The sequence below is a fragment of the Pseudonocardia sp. ICBG1034 genome (assembly GCF_020131375.1).
GTDB classification, from domain to species: Bacteria; Actinomycetota; Actinomycetes; order Mycobacteriales; family Pseudonocardiaceae; genus Pseudonocardia; species Pseudonocardia alni.
The window spans coordinates 1-14,885 of sequence record NZ_JAHLEK010000020.1; the positions used below are offsets into that span (position 1 = coordinate 1).

Annotated in this window: 14 protein-coding genes and 1 pseudogene; 3 read left to right on the forward strand and 12 right to left on the reverse strand. The window is 74.7% G+C overall.

Features of this window, described 5'->3' with window-relative positions:
* The coding region (locus KPF22_RS21480) for a TIGR03960 family B12-binding radical SAM protein (protein WP_224403131.1) at positions 1–1,309 on the reverse strand (1,309 nt) is incomplete at its 3' end.
* A 66-nt stretch (positions 1,310–1,375) separates the two neighbouring features.
* Between KPF22_RS21480 and KPF22_RS21485 the strand changes: the two genes are divergently transcribed.
* Together KPF22_RS21485 and KPF22_RS21490 are read left to right on the forward strand one after the other, a co-directional pair.
* Entirely contained in the window at positions 1,376–2,251 is an 876-nt protein-coding gene (locus tag KPF22_RS21485) for an alpha/beta fold hydrolase (protein ID WP_224403110.1), read from the forward strand.
* Positions 2,252–2,341: 90 nt separating this feature from the next.
* Entirely contained in the window at positions 2,342–3,517 is a 1,176-nt protein-coding gene (locus KPF22_RS21490) for an acyl-CoA dehydrogenase family protein (RefSeq protein ID WP_224403111.1), read from the forward strand.
* 7 nt (positions 3,518–3,524) lie between these two features.
* Here KPF22_RS21490 and KPF22_RS21495 read toward each other — a convergent pair whose 3' ends face one another.
* From KPF22_RS21495 to KPF22_RS21510, 4 genes are all read right to left on the reverse strand, one after another.
* Positions 3,525–3,695, reverse strand: coding sequence for a hypothetical protein (locus KPF22_RS21495; RefSeq protein WP_208819391.1), 171 nt, complete (start codon positions 3,693–3,695; stop codon positions 3,525–3,527).
* Between the two features lie 159 nt (positions 3,696–3,854).
* Complete coding sequence (locus tag KPF22_RS21500; protein WP_224403132.1) at positions 3,855–4,286, reverse strand: hypothetical protein; 432 nt, start codon at positions 4,284–4,286, stop codon at positions 3,855–3,857.
* A 47-nt stretch (positions 4,287–4,333) separates the two neighbouring features.
* On the reverse strand, positions 4,334–5,515 hold the full coding sequence (locus KPF22_RS21505) for an acyl-CoA desaturase (protein WP_224403115.1): 1,182 nt from the start codon (positions 5,513–5,515) through the stop codon (positions 4,334–4,336).
* 29 nt (positions 5,516–5,544) lie between these two features.
* Positions 5,545–6,603 carry a ferredoxin reductase gene (locus KPF22_RS21510; protein WP_224403114.1) on the reverse strand — a complete coding sequence of 353 codons (1,059 nt, stop codon included), beginning with the start codon at positions 6,601–6,603 and terminating at the stop codon, positions 5,545–5,547.
* A gap of 87 nt (positions 6,604–6,690) precedes the next feature.
* Here KPF22_RS21510 and KPF22_RS21515 point away from each other — a divergent pair, with 87 nt between their 5' ends.
* Positions 6,691–7,500: a MerR family transcriptional regulator gene (locus KPF22_RS21515; RefSeq protein WP_208819397.1), complete on the forward strand. Its 810-nt coding sequence runs from the start codon at positions 6,691–6,693 to the stop codon at positions 7,498–7,500.
* 13 nt (positions 7,501–7,513) lie between these two features.
* Here KPF22_RS21515 and KPF22_RS21520 read toward each other — a convergent pair whose 3' ends face one another.
* The 7 genes and pseudogenes from KPF22_RS21520 to KPF22_RS21550 form a co-directional block, all read right to left on the reverse strand.
* Positions 7,514–10,729, reverse strand: a complete 3,216-nt coding sequence (locus tag KPF22_RS21520) for a carboxyl transferase domain-containing protein (protein ID WP_224403135.1) — start codon at positions 10,727–10,729, stop codon at positions 7,514–7,516.
* On the reverse strand, positions 10,726–11,604 hold the full coding sequence (gene dapA, locus KPF22_RS21525) for a 4-hydroxy-tetrahydrodipicolinate synthase (protein ID WP_062401273.1): 879 nt from the start codon (positions 11,602–11,604) through the stop codon (positions 10,726–10,728). Before dapA ends, KPF22_RS21520 begins: the two co-directional genes overlap by 4 nt.
* A 90-nt stretch (positions 11,605–11,694) precedes the next feature.
* Positions 11,695–12,471: a hypothetical protein gene (locus KPF22_RS21530; protein WP_224403133.1), complete on the reverse strand. Its 777-nt coding sequence runs from the start codon at positions 12,469–12,471 to the stop codon at positions 11,695–11,697.
* A 77-nt stretch (positions 12,472–12,548) separates the two neighbouring features.
* Positions 12,549–13,073: a GNAT family N-acetyltransferase gene (locus KPF22_RS21535; RefSeq protein WP_224403134.1), complete on the reverse strand. Its 525-nt coding sequence runs from the start codon at positions 13,071–13,073 to the stop codon at positions 12,549–12,551.
* A complete protein-coding gene (gene ndk / locus KPF22_RS21540) occupies positions 13,070–13,480 on the reverse strand; it encodes a nucleoside-diphosphate kinase (protein WP_062404405.1) in 411 nt (136 codons plus the stop codon). Before ndk ends, KPF22_RS21535 begins: the two co-directional genes overlap by 4 nt.
* Before the next feature lie 72 nt (positions 13,481–13,552).
* On the reverse strand, positions 13,553–13,963 hold the full coding sequence (locus KPF22_RS21545; protein ID WP_307799092.1) for a DUF4233 domain-containing protein: 411 nt from the start codon (positions 13,961–13,963) through the stop codon (positions 13,553–13,555).
* Positions 13,960–14,885: pseudogene (locus tag KPF22_RS21550) on the reverse strand (folylpolyglutamate synthase/dihydrofolate synthase family protein); the annotation flags it as partial. The pseudogene KPF22_RS21550 and the gene KPF22_RS21545, both read right to left, overlap by 4 nt.

Sequence of the window (14,885 nt, forward strand, 5' to 3'; positions counted from 1 at the left end):
CGCGGTGCGCCATCCCGGCGATCTCCAGGACGTCCTCGTCGGTCTCGGTGGGCAGACCGCACATGAAGTACAGCTTCACCTGCCGCCACCCCTGCGAGAACGCCTCCGCGCAGGTCCGGATGAGGTCGTCCTCGGAGACCATCTTGTTGATCACCCGGCGGATCCGCTCGGACCCGCCCTCGGGGGCGAACGTCAGCCCGGAGCGGCGGCCGTTGCGGGAGATCTCGTTGGCGAGGTCGATGTTGAACGCGTCGACCCGGGTGGAGGGCAGCGACAGCGAGGTGTTGGTGCCCTCGTAGCGGTCGGCGAGCCCCTTGGTGATCTCGGCGATCTCGGAGTGGTCGGCGCTCGACAGCGACAGCAGCCCGACCTCGTCGAAGCCCGACGCGCGCACCGCGGCGTCGACCATCTCCCCGACGCCCTGCAGCGACCGCTCCCGCACCGGGCGGGTGATCATCCCGGCCTGGCAGAACCGGCAGCCGCGGGTGCAGCCGCGGAAGATCTCGACGCTGGCCCGCTCGTGCACGGTCTCGGCCAGCGGGACCAGCGGCTTCTTCGGGTACGGCCAGTCGTCCAGCTCGATCGTGGTGCGCTTCTGCACGCTCGCGGGGACCCGCTCGTCGGCCGGGGTGACGGCGGCGATGTGACCGTCGTCGGCGTAGGTCACGTCGTAGAGGGACGGCACGTAGCAGCCCGGCGTCGACGACAGCCGCAGCAGCAGCTCCCGGCGCCCGCCCGGGCGTCCCTGCTCCTTCCAGTCCCGCACGACGTCGGTGATGTCGCCGACGACCTCCTCGCCGTCACCGAGCGCGGCGACGTCGACGAAGTCCGCGACCGGCTCCGGGTTGAACGCCGCGTGCCCACCGGCGACGACGACCGGGTGGCTCTCGTCGCGGTCCCGGGCGTGCAGCGGGATCCCCGCCAGGTCGAGCGTGGTGAGCAGGTTGGTGTATCCGAGCTCGGTGGAGAACGAGACGCCGAGGACGTCGAAGTCACCGACCGCGTGGTGGGCGTCGACGGTGAACGACGGCACTCCCGACTCGCGCATCAGGGCCTCGAGATCGGGCCAGACCGCGTAGCAGCGCTCGGCCAGTGCGTCGGCGCGCTCGTTGAGGACCTCGTACAGGATCTGGACGCCCTGGTTGGGCAGGCCGACCTCGTAGGCGTCCGGATAGAGCAGTGCCCAGCGGACGGCCGCGGAGTCCCACGGCTTGACCTGCGAGTTCCCCTCACCGCCGACGTACTGCACCGGCTTGGCGACGCGGGGCAGGATCGGCTCCAGGGCGGGGAATACGGAGGTGGGTGCCACGCTGCACCAGGGTAGCCACGTCCGTTCGGGACGAACCGGCGGGTCGCGTCCGGCCGAAAGCGGGGTGTGGAACCCGAGCAGTACACCGACGTCGGCGCGGTCCGGCTGTGCCACCAGTCCTTCGGCGACCCGGCCGACCCGGTGGTGGTCCTGGTGATGGGCCTGGGTCTGTCGCTGGACTGGTGGCGCGAGGACCTCTGCGCCGCCCTGGCCGGCCGCGGGTTCCGGGTGGTGCGGTTCGACAACCGCGACGTCGGCCGCTCGACGCACCTGTCCGGCCCCGGGATCTCCGCGTGGGGGTTCCTGACCCGCCGGGCCCGGCCGGTCTACACCCTGGCCGACATGGCCGACGACACCGGCGGACTGATCGCCCGGGTCGCGCCGTCCGGGGCGCACGTGGTCGGCGCCTCGCTGGGGGCCTCGGTCGCCCAGGAGACCGCGATCCGCCACCCCGGCCTGGTCCGGTCGCTGACCTCGGTGATGGGCCGCCCCGGCGACGGCACCGGGCGGACCGCGCCGCGGATGCTGCCCGAGTTCCTGCGCCCGCCGCCCGCGGACCCGGTCGAGGGCCTGGTCCGGTCGTTCCGCCGGATCGGCTCCCACGACCGGACCGCCGTGGACGACGAGGACGTCCGCGTCACGTTCCGGCGGGCGCAGGCCCGCGAGACCGGCGACGGAAGCGGGGCCGGCAGGCAGCTGGCGGCGATCGTCGCCGAGCGGGACCGCACCGCGGACCTGCGGGCGCTGACCTGCCCGGCGCTGGTGCTGCACGGGTGCGAGGACCGGGTCATCCGCCCCGACGGGGGCCGTGCGACCGCCGCGGCCGTCCCCGGCGCCGAGCTGGTGGAGGTGCCGGGGATGGGCCACGACCTGCCGCGGTGGGTCTGGCCGGAGCTCGTCGAGGGGATCGCGCGGACCGCCGCCCGGGCGCACACCCGCTGAGGCACGGGTCACGGCGGACCGGCGGGCCGGGCACCTACGCTGGCGCCGACCTGCTCCCCACGCGCGTCCCCGAACTCCCAGGAGACCCCCGTGCCCGTGACCGACGCCGAGCTGCACGCCCGGTTCCGCCCGCTGTTCGAGAAGATCGCCGCCGGCGCGGTGGAGCGCGAGCTGAGCCGCAGGCTGCCCGTCGAGGAGATCGCCGCCCTGCGCGACGCCGGGTTCGGCGCGGTCCGGCTGCCGGTGGAGGCCGGCGGCGCGGGGGCCTCGCTGCGCCAGCTGTTCGCGCTGCTCGTCGAGCTGGGCGCGGCGGACTCGAACATCCCGCAGGCGCTGCGGACGCACCTGCTGTTCGCCGAGCTGTGGTCGGCCGGTGCCGCCGACGACCCGGTGCTGCGCGGTCGGCTGGAGCAGGTCGCGGCCGGCCGGCTCGTCGGCAACGCCATCTCCGAGCGCGGCGGCGTCGTGCGCAACTCCTCCACCACGGTGCTGCGCCGCGACGGGGACAGGCTGCTGCTCGAGGGCGAGAAGTTCTACTGCACCGGCACGCTCTACGCCGACCTCGTCGACGTCGTCGCGCTCGACGAGGACGGCAGCCGGGTGAGCGTGCTGGTGGAGACCTCCGCGCCCGGTGTCGAGCGGATCGACGACTGGCGCGGGTTCGGGCAGAAGCTGACCGCCAGCGGCACGACCCGGTTCACCGCGGTCGAGGTCGACCCGGCCCAGGTGCGGCCCGCGCCGACCGATGCCCACCAGCCGGTCCGGCAGGGGTTCCTGCAGCTGGTGCAGCTGGCGGCGCTGGCCGGGATCGCCCGCCGCGCCGCCGACGACGCCGCCGCCTACGTCCGCGACCGGCGCCGCAACTGGCCCTACGGCAACGCCGACCTGCCCAGGGACGACCCGCTGGTGCAGCAGGTCGTCGGGAAGGTCGACGCGGCCGCGTTCACCGTCGCCGCCGTCGTCGACGCCGCGGCCGCCTCGCTGGAGCGGGCGTTGTCCGAGCCCGGCCACGGCCCGGCCGCCGAGCTCGACGTGTACCGGGCCCAGTCGACGGTGCCGCAGCTGGTGCTGGACGCGACCTCGGAGCTGTTCGAGGTCGGCGGCGCGTCCACCGTCGACGTCGACCGGGCGCTGGACCGGCACTGGCGCAACGCGCGCACCCTCGCCGTGCACAACCCGATCGTCTACAAGCAGCAGGTGGTCGGGGCCTTCGCGCTGAACGGGACGGTGCCGGTGCTGTCGCTGTCCCCGGGCGTCGCGGGCTGAGTGGGGCTCACCGGCCGGCGCGGGCGGTGAGGGCGGCGCGTGTGGCGTCGTCGGCGGGCAGGAAGGTCTCCAGTGCCGGCTCGGCGAGGGTGACGTCGTGCGGTGCGCCGAAGGTCGAGACCACCGAGTGGAACCTCAGCGTGCCGTCGTCGGTGTCGAGGACCAGCGGCGGCAGCACGTCCGAGCCCGGCGGGGTGCAGGCAGACCCGGTGCACGTTCGGCGGCGGCCCGAGCACGGCCGGGTCGAGGCCGCTCAGCAGCGACCGACGGCGACGGCCGGATCGCGCAGGTGCACGGCTTCCTCGACGTCGTCCCCGCCCTGTAACGGCCGGGCCGGTCAGTGGACGACCGGCCCCGACGACGGGCCGTGCGCCCAGGACGGCGGCGGGCCGGGTTCGGCCCGCCGCCGCGGGACGACGAACGCGGCCACGGCCAGCAGCCCGGCCAGGAGCATCCCGTACTGCAGGCCCAGGAGGTAGCCGAGTCCCCGACCCAGCGCGAACGGCGCCTGCGGGTCGACCAGCGTCCACGCCGAGCCGGCCAGGAGCAGTACGGCCCCGGTCAGCGGTGCGCCCGGGGACAGGCGCGCGGCGAGCACCACCGCGCCCAGGAGCAGCCCGCCGACGAGCAGCAGGCCCGAGCCGGCGGGGACCCGGTCGAGGTCCATCCGCATCATCGACTCGTAGGCGGTGCCCATCCCCGCACCGGCGACGACCAGCGCCACCGCCGTCCCGACGAGCCCGACCAGGATCCCCACCAGGTGCCGCACGACCGCCCCCTCCGCCGACCCGGACGGATCGGACGGAACGGAAGCTATCAGCGCTTCCCGTTCGGCAGGGCCAGTCGGTTGATCGTGCCCAGGACCTGCATGTACTGCTTCCACAGCGGCCCGGTCGTGTACTCCAGCCCGTACTCCCGGCACAGCTCCCGCACCTCGGGCGCGATCTCGGCGTAGCGGTTGCTGGGCAGATCGGGGAACAGGTGGTGCTCGATCTGGAAGGACAGCTGGCCGGTCATCAGATGGAAGAACCGGCCGCCCTCGAGGTTGGCCGAGCCCAGCAGCTGACGGACGTACCACTCGCCGCGGCTCTCGTCCTCCAACTGCTCCTCGGTGAACTGCACCGCGCCGGTCGGGAAGTGCCCGCAGAAGATGACCGCGTGCGACCAGACGTTGCGCACCAGGTTCGCGGTGAGGTTGCCCGCGAGCACCGGCAGGAAGAACGGCCCGGCCAGCGCGGGGAACGCGACGTAGTCCTTCAGGATCTGGCGCCCGGTCTTGCGGCCGATCGACTTGACCTGCTGCCACACCCGGCTCAGCGGCTTCTCCCCCGCCACGACCTTCTCGACCTCGAGGTCGTGCAGCGCGACGCCGTACTCGAAGAACAGGCTGAGCAGGAGGTTGTACAGCGGGTTGCCGAGGTAGTACGGCGTCCACCGCTGCTCCTCGGACAGCCGCAGGATCCCGTAGCCCACGTCCCGGTCCTTGCCGACGACGTTGGTGTAGGTGTGGTGCATGTAGTTGTGCGAGTGCTTCCACTCCGCCGAGGACGAGACGTTGTCCCACTCCCAGGTCGACGAGTGGATCTTCGGGTCACGCATCCAGTCCCACTGGCCGTGCATGACGTTGTGCCCGATCTCCATGTTCTCGAGGATCTTGGCGATCGAGAGCATGGCGGTCCCGGCGATCCAGGCCGGGGGCAGGACACCGGCGAACAGCAGCGCGCGGCCGCCGATCTCCAGCGCCCGCTGCTTGCGGATGACGCCGCGGATGTACTCGGCGTCCGAGGCGCCGCGCTCGGCGAGGACCCGGTCACGGATCGCGTCGAGGCGACGGCCGAGCTCCTCGATCTGCTCGGCGGTCAGGTCGGTGGTCGCGGCCACGTCCTCGCGGCGCGACGACGGCACGAGCTCCAGCACCGGGCGCTGCGGGTGCTGCTCGCGGCCGGTCTCCTCGGGGCCGGGCTCGGCGTGCGTGGGGTTCTCCAGGACGGCGGTCATGAGGACCTCCTTCGGTCGGAGCGGGTGTGTCAGGGAAGGTCGATGCGGGCGGGCCCGCACGCGGAGTTGATGCAGGTCTGGATCAGGTCGCCGGGCTCGCCGTGCGCCTCGCCGGTGCGCAGGTCGCGCACCCGGCCCTCGCGCAGCGGCAGCACGCAGCCGAAGCAGATGCCCATCCGGCAGCCGCTGGGCATGAGCTTCCCGGCGGCCTCCCCCGCCTCGAGGAGGCTCTGGCCGGACTCGACGACGACGTCGTCGCCGCCGAGGTCGACGGTGCCGCCGGTGCCCTCGGTGGCGCGGGCCGGCGGGGTGAAGCGCTCGGCGGTGACGCCGTCCCAGGCATCCTCCAGGGCGTCGAGCAGGCCGTCGGGGCCGCAGGCGTACACGGCCCGGTCGGCCCGGTCGGCGACGGCGGCGTCGAGGGTCGCGGGGTCGAGCCGCCCGGAGACGGCGCTGTGGCGCAGCACGACCCGCAGCGACGGGTGCCGCGCGGCGAGGCCGGCCAGCTCGGCGCGGAAGATCGTGTCCTCCGGCGTGCGGGCGCCGTGCACGAGCACGACGTCGGGCATCGTCCCGGCGCGGTCGAGCGTGCGCAGCATGCCCATCACCGGGGTGATGCCGCTGCCCGCGGTGACGAACAGCAGCTTCCCCGGGAGCGGGTCGGGCAGGACGAAACCGCCCGCCGCCTGGTCGAGCTCGACGATCGTGCCGATCGGCAGGTCGCGGACCAGGGTCGGCGACACGGCACCGCCCTCGACCTCCTGCACGGTCACGGTGAGGTGCTCGGCGTCCTCGGGGGAGGTCAGCGAGTAGCTCCGGGTGAGCCGGACGCCGTCGACCTCGACGCCGATGCCGACGTACTGGCCGGCGCGGTGCCCGGCCCAGGCGCGCCCGGGCTCGATGGTCACCGAGACCGCACGGCCGGTCTCGCGGCGACGGGCGACGACCCGGCCGCGCAGCGACGTGGTCGACCAGAGCGGGTCGACCAGCGTCAGGAAGTCCTCGGGCAGCAGCGGGGTCGTGAGGGCGCTCGCGGCGGCCAGCAGGCCCCGGCGGCGCGAGGTCGTGCCAGGAGCGGATCGGAACATGACATCAACTGTGCACGGTCTGATGTCACATAGCAACCGGGGTCTCCTGGATCCTGTGTCACATGTCCGCCTGTTATTCTCCGTGTCATGGTCGAGGACCCGGAGTCGGCGGACTGGCGCACCATCGACGAGCTGGCGCGGTCCAGCGGTGTCACGGTGCGCAACATCCGCGCCTACCAGTCCCGGGGACTGCTGCCCCCGCCGCAGGTCAAGGCCCGGACGGGCTACTACGGCCCCGGTCACGCGGCGCGTCTGGAGCTGATCCAGGACCTGCAGGACGAGGGCGTCAAGCTCGACACGATCAAGAAGCTGCTCGACACCACCGGTGGCTCCACCGAGCAGGTCGTGCAGTTCATCCGGACCGTCCGCGCGCTGTTCGCGCCCGAGGACCGGCAGATCGTGCACCTCGCCGAGCTCGCCGAACGGTACGAGAGCACCGACGTCGGCGTCGCCAAGCGCGGGGTCAAGATGGGCCTGCTGCGCGAGCTGGGCGACGACACCTACGAGGAGATCAGCCCGCGGCTGATGAACGCCGCCGCCGAGCTGACCGGTCTCGGCATCCCGATCACCCGCTCGCTCGACGTCGTGGAGCAGCTGCGCAAGCACGCCGACGCCGTCGCCCGGCTCTACGTCGACCTGTTCCTCGGCGAGATCTGGCAGCCCTTCGACGCCGAGGGCCGTCCCGACGACCAGTGGCCGCGCGTCTACGAGACCATCGAGCGGATGCGCCGCATCTCCGGCGAGGTCATGATCGCCGTGCTGGAGCTGGCCGTGGCCGAGCGGGTCGACGTCACCTTCGGCCGCGACATCGTGCGCAACGTGAAGACCACGAGCGCGGGCCCCACGGTCGCACCCGACGCCGCGGGGCCGTCCGCGGACGGGGCGGAGCCGTCCTGACCACCGGCGCCGGTCAGCGCCCGCGCAGCGCGCGGGAGACGACGGCCCGGGTGTCGGCGGGGTCGATGACGTCGTCGATCTCGAACACGGTCGCCACGCCGAGCGCCTTGCCGCGCTCGTAGTACCCGGCGACGAGTTCGTCGTAGCGGGCCCGCCGCGCGGTCTCGTCGGTGATCGCGGCCAGCTCGTCGCGGAAGCCGAGGCGGACAGCGCCCTCCAGCCCCATCCCGCCGAACTCACCGGTCGGCCAGGCCACGGTCAGCACCGGTGCGTGCAGGTCACCGCCGGCCATCGCCATCGCGCCGAGGCCGTAGCCCTTGCGCAGCACGACCGTCACCAGCGGCACCGTCAGCCGTGCGCCGGCGACGAACATCGTCCCGAACCGGCGGACGGTCGCGGTGCGCTCGGCGTCCGGGCCGACCATGAACCCCGGGGTGTCGCACAGCGACACGACCGGCAACCCGCGGGCCTGGCACAGCGTCAGGAACGCGGTGGCCTTGTCCGCGGCGTCGCCGTCGATCGCGCCACCGAGGTGCTCGGGGTCGTTGGCGATCACGCCGACGGCGCGGCCGTCGAGCCGGGCCAGTGCGGTGACCATCCCCGCGCCGAACCCGCCGCGCAGCTCGACGACGGAGCCGGTGTCGCACAGGGTGTCGACGACGCGGCGGACGTCGTAGGCGCGCAGCCGGTTCTCCGGGACGAGGTGGCGCAGCAGCCGCTGGTCGGCGTGCCCGCCGGCCACCGGGTCCCCGGCGACGTGGCGCAGGTACCGACGGGCCGCGGCGGCCGCGGCCCGGTCATCGGGCACGAGCAGGTCGACCACGCCGTTCGCCCACTGCACCGGCATCGGTCCGACGTCACCGGGTGCGACGACGCCGAGCCCGCCGCCCTCGATCATCGCCGGGCCGCCCATGCCCAGGCTGCTGCCCTCGGTCGCGACGATCAGCTCGCAGGCCCCGGCCAGGGCCGCGTTGCCGGCGAAGCAGTAGCCGGCGACGACCGCGACGGTCGGGACCCGGTCGCGCAGGCGGGCGAACAGCCGGAAGGTCGGCACGTCGAGCTGGGTGACGGCGGAGGTGTCGGTGTCCCCCGGCCTTCCGCCGCCGCCCTCGGCGAACACGACGACCGGCAGCCGGTCGCGCTCGGCGAGCTCGAGGAGCCGGTCGGTCTTGCGGTGGTTGAGCACGCCCTGGGTGCCGGCGAGCACGGTGTAGTCGTAGGCCAGCACGGCGACCGGGCGTCCGCCGACGGTCCCGGTGCCGGTGACGATCCCGTCGGCGGGGGTGCGGGCGACGAGCTCGGCGGTGCTGCGACGGGCCCGCTGCGCCGCCAGGGTCAGCGCGCCGTACTCGACGAGGCTGTCGGGGTCGAGCAGGTCGGCGACGTTCTCCCGGGCGGTGCGCCGCCCCGCGGACCGCCGGCGTGCGATGGCGGCGGGCCGGCCGGCGTCGAGCCCGCCGTGGCGGCGGTCGCGGACCTCGGCCAGGTCGGGCCGGATCCGGTCGGGGTCGAGGTCCTCGGTACGGCCGGGGGCGTCCGCGGCGTCGGCGTCGGCGAGGACGGCGAGCAGCTCCCCCGCCTCGACCGCGTCCCCGACGGCGACGACGACCGTCTCCACCCGGGCCGGCCGCTCCGCGGTGACCGGGTGCTCCATCTTCATCGACTCGAGGACGACGACCTCGCCGCCCGCGGCGACGACCTGCCCGGCCGGGGTGGGCAGCGCCACGACGACGCCGGGCCGGGACGCGCGCACGGCGGTCCGGTCCGCGGGGACCTCGACCGCCGGGCCCGGCGCCGATCCGTTCCCGGCGGCGTCACCGGCCGCAGGCGCACCGGGCGCCGGCGCACCGGGCGCGGGCAGCACGGTCTCGCGGGGCGCCGCGGCCAGCTCGGCCAGGTGCCGGTCGACGAAGGTGGTGTCCAGGGTCCCGTCGACCAGCTCGGGGCGGGCGAGGACGGCCTGCAGCAGCCCCAGGGTGACCGCGACGCCCGCCACGTCGAACCCGGCGAGGGCACGCCGGGTGGCGGCGGCCGCGGCGTCCGGCGTCGCCCCGCGGGCGACGACCTTGGCCAGCAGCGGGTCGTAGCGCGGCCCGACCCGGTACCCGGCGTAGCCGTGGGTGTCGACGCGGACCCCGCGCCCGGCGGGCGGCTGGAAGCGGGTCAGGGTCCCGGCGGCCGGGACGAGGGTCCCGTCCTGTCCGACGGTCTCGGTCGTCACCCGGGCCTGCACCGCGGCCCCGCGCGGCGCGGGCGGGGTGACGAGGCCGAGGTCGGCGAGCCGGGCGCCGTAGGCGACCCGCAGCCCCAGCTCGACGAGGTCGAGGCCGGTGGTCTCCTCGGTGACGGTGTGCTCGACCTGGATCCGCGGGTTGACCTCCAGGAACGCGATGTCCTGCCCGGCGAGCAGGAACTCGACGGTGGCGAGGCCGCGGTAACCGTCGCACAGGCGCAGCGCGGCCTCGTGCAGCCGCGCGCGCACCGGGGCGGGCACGGCGGGGGCGGGCGCGATCTCGACGAGCTTCTGCCGGCGGCGCTGCGCGGAACAGTCCCGGTCCCCCAGCACGACGGCGCCGGTGCCGTCACCGAGGACCTGCACCTCGACGTGCCGGGCGGCCGGCAGGAGGCGTTCGACCTGCACCGCACCGTCGCCGAACGCGGCGAGCGCCTCGGACGAGCAGCGGCGGACGGCGTCGTCGAGGTCGGCCGGGTCGGTGACCGGGCGCATCCCGCGCCCGCCGCCGCCGGAGCGGGCCTTGACCATGACGGCGCCGCCGGGGCCGAGGCGGGACAGCAGCGCGGCGCCGTCGGCGGGTTCGACGGCCTCCAGCACCGGTACGCCGAGCGCGCCCGCGTGGTCGCGGGCGGCGGCCTTGTCCCCGAACAGCTCCAGCGTCCGCGGCGACGGCCCGACGAACACCACCCCGGCGTCCGCGCAGGCCCGGGCCAGCGCCGGGTTCTCGGAAACGAACCCGTAGCCGGGGTGCAGCGCGCCGGCCCCGCCGTCGACGGCGGCCCGCACCAGCGCGTCGACGTCGAGGTAGGCGGCGGCGCCGGTGCCGGGCAGCGCGACGGCGGCGTCGGCGCGGGCGACGTGCGCGCAGGCGGCGTCGTCGGCCGCGTGCACGGCGACCGTGCGCACGCCCAGCGCCGACGCCGTCTCCATGATCCGGACCGCGATCTCGGCGCGGTTGGCGACGAGCAGCGCCCCGGGGAGCGTAGGACTCAGGACAGCAGGCCCGCGGCCCGCAGCGCGGCGCGGACATCCTCGTGGTGCCACTCGTCCAGCGGCACCAGCGGCAGCCGGATCCCGCCGGGCATGAGCCCCAGCTCGGCCAGCGCCCACTTCACCGGGATCGGGTTCGGCTCGGAGAACAGCGCCGCGTGCAGGCCCGCGAGGTCGGCGTCGAGCGCGGAGGCGGTCTCGGCGTCACCGGCGACGGCGGCCTTGCACATCCGGGCCATCGTCTCGGGGGCGACGTTCGCGGTCACCGAGATGTCGCCGTGGAAGCCGGCGAGCATCGACGCGCGGGCGGTGCCGTCGTCACCGGAGTACAGCGCGAAGTCGTCCAGGCCCAGCGCGACGAGCTCGCGGACCCGGTCCAGGTCGCCCTTGGCCTCCTTGAGACCGACGATGTTCGGGATCTCCGCCAGCCGGGCCACCGTCGACGGCAGCATGTCGCAGGCCGTGCGGCCCGGGACGTTGTAGAGGTACTGCGGGATGTCGACGGTCTCGGCGATCCGCTTGAAGTGCTGGTAGAGGCCCTCCTGCGGGGGCTTGTTGTAGTACGGCGTCACGAGCAGCGCGCCGTCGGCACCGGCCGCCCGCGCGGCGCGGGTCAGGTGGATCGCCTCGTCGGTGGAGTTCGCCCCGGTGCCGGCGATGACCGGGACCCGGCCGTTCGCGACCTCGATGGTGCGCCGCATGACCTCGGTGTGCTCGAGCACCGACAGCGTGGACGACTCGCCGGTCGTGCCGACCGAGACGATCGCCGCGGTGCCCGCGTCGACCTGCCGCTCGACGAGCTCGCCGAGGGCCGTGTGGTCGACCTCGCCGCTGTCGTGCATCGGGGTCACGATCGCGACGATGCTTCCGGTGATCATGCCGGGCCTCCCTGGTACCGCTGCTCCTGCCGGTGCGACCGTAGCAAGCGGGACCGACGTCCCGGTGCGGGTTTCCTCTCAGCCGCCGGCTCAGCCCAGGGCCAGCCGGGCGGGCTGGACCGACCGCGTGATCCGGCGCACCGCCTGCACCGCGATCACACCGGCCGCGACCGTCGCGACGAGGGTGACGGCGATCGGCCGGTCGCCCGCCACGATGCCGAGCAGCGCCCAGCACAGCGCTCCGGCGAAGCCCGCGAACCCGGCGGTGGAGCCGACGACCGACAGCACGACCGCGGTGAGGATCACGAGCAGCAGAATGGCCGCGACCTGCGGGAGCACCCCGTCGGACGGCAGCCCGACCGCGACGCCGGCCGCCATCAGACCCAGCACCAGCGCGGCCGAGGACCAGCCGAGGTAGATGGCCAGCGGCAGCCGCATCGCCAGCCGTTCCGCCCAGCCGTCGGCGACGCCGCGGGACAGCCGTCCGTAGACGACACCGAGCGCGACGACGAGCAGGACCAGCAGCACCTCGGCGGTGACCACCCAGCGGTTCGAGAAGGCCGCGATCCACAGCGGGTTGAGCACCGCGGTCGCCGCGACCCACCAGCCGACGCGGCGGTGCACCTCGCGGCCGCGCTGGCCGGGCAGCAGGGCGTAGCCGGCGTAGACCAGCACGCCCAGGTAGATCAGCCCCCAGATCGAGAACGCCCAGCCCGCGGCCAGCAGCGGGGTGTCGTAGTCGCGCGCGACGGCGCCGATCCCCGACCCCCCGAACGCCGACACGAGCACCTGCAGGATCGCCAGGACCGCCACGACGACTCCACGGACCAGGTCCGCGGTCGTCGGGCGCGGGGTGAGCACGGTCATGGCCCACATGGTGGACCGCGGGGACGCCCTCTGCCATCCGGCCGTCGGGGGGAATCGATCTTCCCGCGGGCCGGGGGTCAGCTGAGCGGCAGGAAGAACAGGTGGACGTCGCGCGCGTCCTCCGGGGAGAGCAGCACCCCGCCGGGCAGCCTGCCGTACTCGACGAAGCCGCGGGCGGCGTAGAACGCGGGCAGCGGGGTGCCGCCGCGGGCGCCGAGGGTCAGCATCGCCAGGCCCGTCTCCCGGGCGTGGGCGACGGCGGCGTCGAGCAGGACCGTGCCGAGACCACGTCCCTGCAGGTCCGGGTGCACCATGAGGCGCTGCACGTCGGCGCGGTGCGCGGCGATGCCGGTGCCCGGGACCAGGAAGACCGTGCCCAGCGGGGCGGTGTCCTCCCCCAGCACGAACATCCGGGACGCGCCGGACCGGGCGGCGTCGACGGTCTCGACCGCCAGCGCGCGGACCTCGTCCGGGTCGGCGCCGGGCACGAAGTCCACGGCGCCGCCGGCCTCGGTCACGGCGATCCAGAGGTCGCCGAGCGCGGCGGCGGCGCCGGGGCGGGGGTCGACGACCCGGCGGACGGCCGGGACGCCTGGGGTCACAGGTTCGGGAACCAGAGCTTGATCTCCCGGTCGGCCGACTCCGGGGAGTCCGAGCCGTGCACCAGGTTGGAACCGGTCTCCAGGGCGAGGTCGCCACGGATGCTGCCGGGGGTGGCCTTCTCCACCGGGTCGGTGCCGCCGGCGATCTGCCGCCAGGCGGCGATGGCGCGGGGGCCCTCGACGACCGCGGCCAGGACCGGGCCGGAGGTGATGAACGACAGCAGCTCCTCGAAGAAGGGCTTGCCGTCGTGCTCGGCGTAGTGCTGGGCGGCCAGCTCACGGTCCACCGTGCGCAGGTCGAGGGCCACCAGGCCGAGGCCCTTGCGCTCGATGCGCGAGACGACCTCACCGACGAGCTTGCGCGCGACGCCGTCGGGCTTGACCAGGACGAGAGTGCGTTCAGTCACGCGCGACAGGGTAGCGACGACCCACCGGGGGTCCGGCACCCACCGTCACGAGTGCGCCCGGACCGCCGTGTGTCAGTCCTGCTGCTGCGACGGCAGTGTCCCCGCCGCCATCCGGCGGGCCACCTCGCGCCGCATCCAGACCAGGACCGCCCACACGAGGATGAACACCACCGCGACCACGACCAGCGAGGACAGGAACACCAGCGCCGCGACGAGCAGCGCCCCCTGCAGCACCAGCGCCGCGGTGAGCCCCCACGGCCGCCGCTGCACCCCGGACGCCAGGATCATGGCGACGGCGATGCCCGCCACCACCCCGAAGCCGAGCGCGGTCGACCCGGTGCCGAAGCGCGGGAGCACCAGCAGCGCCAGGAGGACGACGATCGCCTCCAGGATCAGCGTCGCGGCGAACACGCCGCGGGCACCCTTCATGGGGTCGGTGGGCGGCGGCCGCACACCCTCCGGCACACCCGGCACGTCGCTCACTCCGGTTCCTTTCCGAACAGCGCCCGCGCCTCGCCGACGGTGACGACCGACCCGGTGACGACGACGCCGACCCCGGACCCGCCCGCCTCCTCGGCGATCTCACGGGCCTGCTCGACGGCCTCGGCCAGCGACGGCTCGACACTGACCCGCTCGGAGCCGAACACCTCGGCGGCGAGCGCGCCGAGCTCGTCGGGGTCCATCGCGCGGGGCGAGGAGTTGGTGGTGACGACGACCTCGTGCAGCGCCGGCTGCAGCCCTCCAGGATGCCGCGGGCGTCCTTGCCCTGCAGCACCCCGATCACGCCGACGAGCCGGGTGAAGCGGAACTCCGAGCCCAGCGCGCCCGCGAGCGCGGTGGCGCCGGCCGGGTTGTGCGCGGCGTCGAGCAGCACGGTCGGCCGGTCCGGCCCGCCCTGGACGGGCTCGAGCCGCCCGGGTGAGCGGACCGAGGCGAACGCGGCACGGACCGCGTCGGGGTCGAGGGGCTGCGCGGTGCCGGCGCCGACGAGTGCCTCGGCCGCGGCCAGTGCGACCGCCGCGTTCGACGCCTGGTGCTCGCCGTGCAGCGGCAGGAAGATCTCGTCGTAGCGGCCGGACAGGCCCTGCAGCTCCAGGCGCTGCCCGCCGACGGCGAGCTCCCGCTCCACGACGCGCGCGAACTCGGCGCCCTCCCGGGCGACCTGTGCGCCGACCTCGGCGCAGCGCTCCAGGAGACCTCGGCGACCCGCTTGTCCTGGGCCGCGAGGACGGCGACCGAGCCCTCCTTGATGATCCCGGCCTTCGCGCGGGCGATGTCGGTGATGTCGTCACCGGAGGTACTCGGCGTGGTCGAGCCCGACCGGCAGGACCACCGCCACGTTCCCGTTCGGCGACGTTCGTGGCGTCCCAGCGCCCGCCGAGCCCGACCTCGACGACCGCGGCCT

Coding starts and splice junctions, on each gene's coding strand:
- KPF22_RS21505 (WP_224403115.1), bottom strand. CDS start 5,515: ATGACCGCCGTCCTGGAGAACCCCACGCACGCCGAGCCCGGCCCCGAG.
- KPF22_RS21510 (WP_224403114.1), bottom strand. CDS start 6,603: ATGTTCCGATCCGCTCCTGGCACGACCTCGCGCCGCCGGGGCCTGCTG.
- KPF22_RS21515 (WP_208819397.1), top strand. CDS start 6,691: ATGGTCGAGGACCCGGAGTCGGCGGACTGGCGCACCATCGACGAGCTG.
- dapA (WP_062401273.1), bottom strand. CDS start 11,604: ATGATCACCGGAAGCATCGTCGCGATCGTGACCCCGATGCACGACAGC.
- KPF22_RS21530 (WP_224403133.1), bottom strand. CDS start 12,471: ATGACCGTGCTCACCCCGCGCCCGACGACCGCGGACCTGGTCCGTGGA.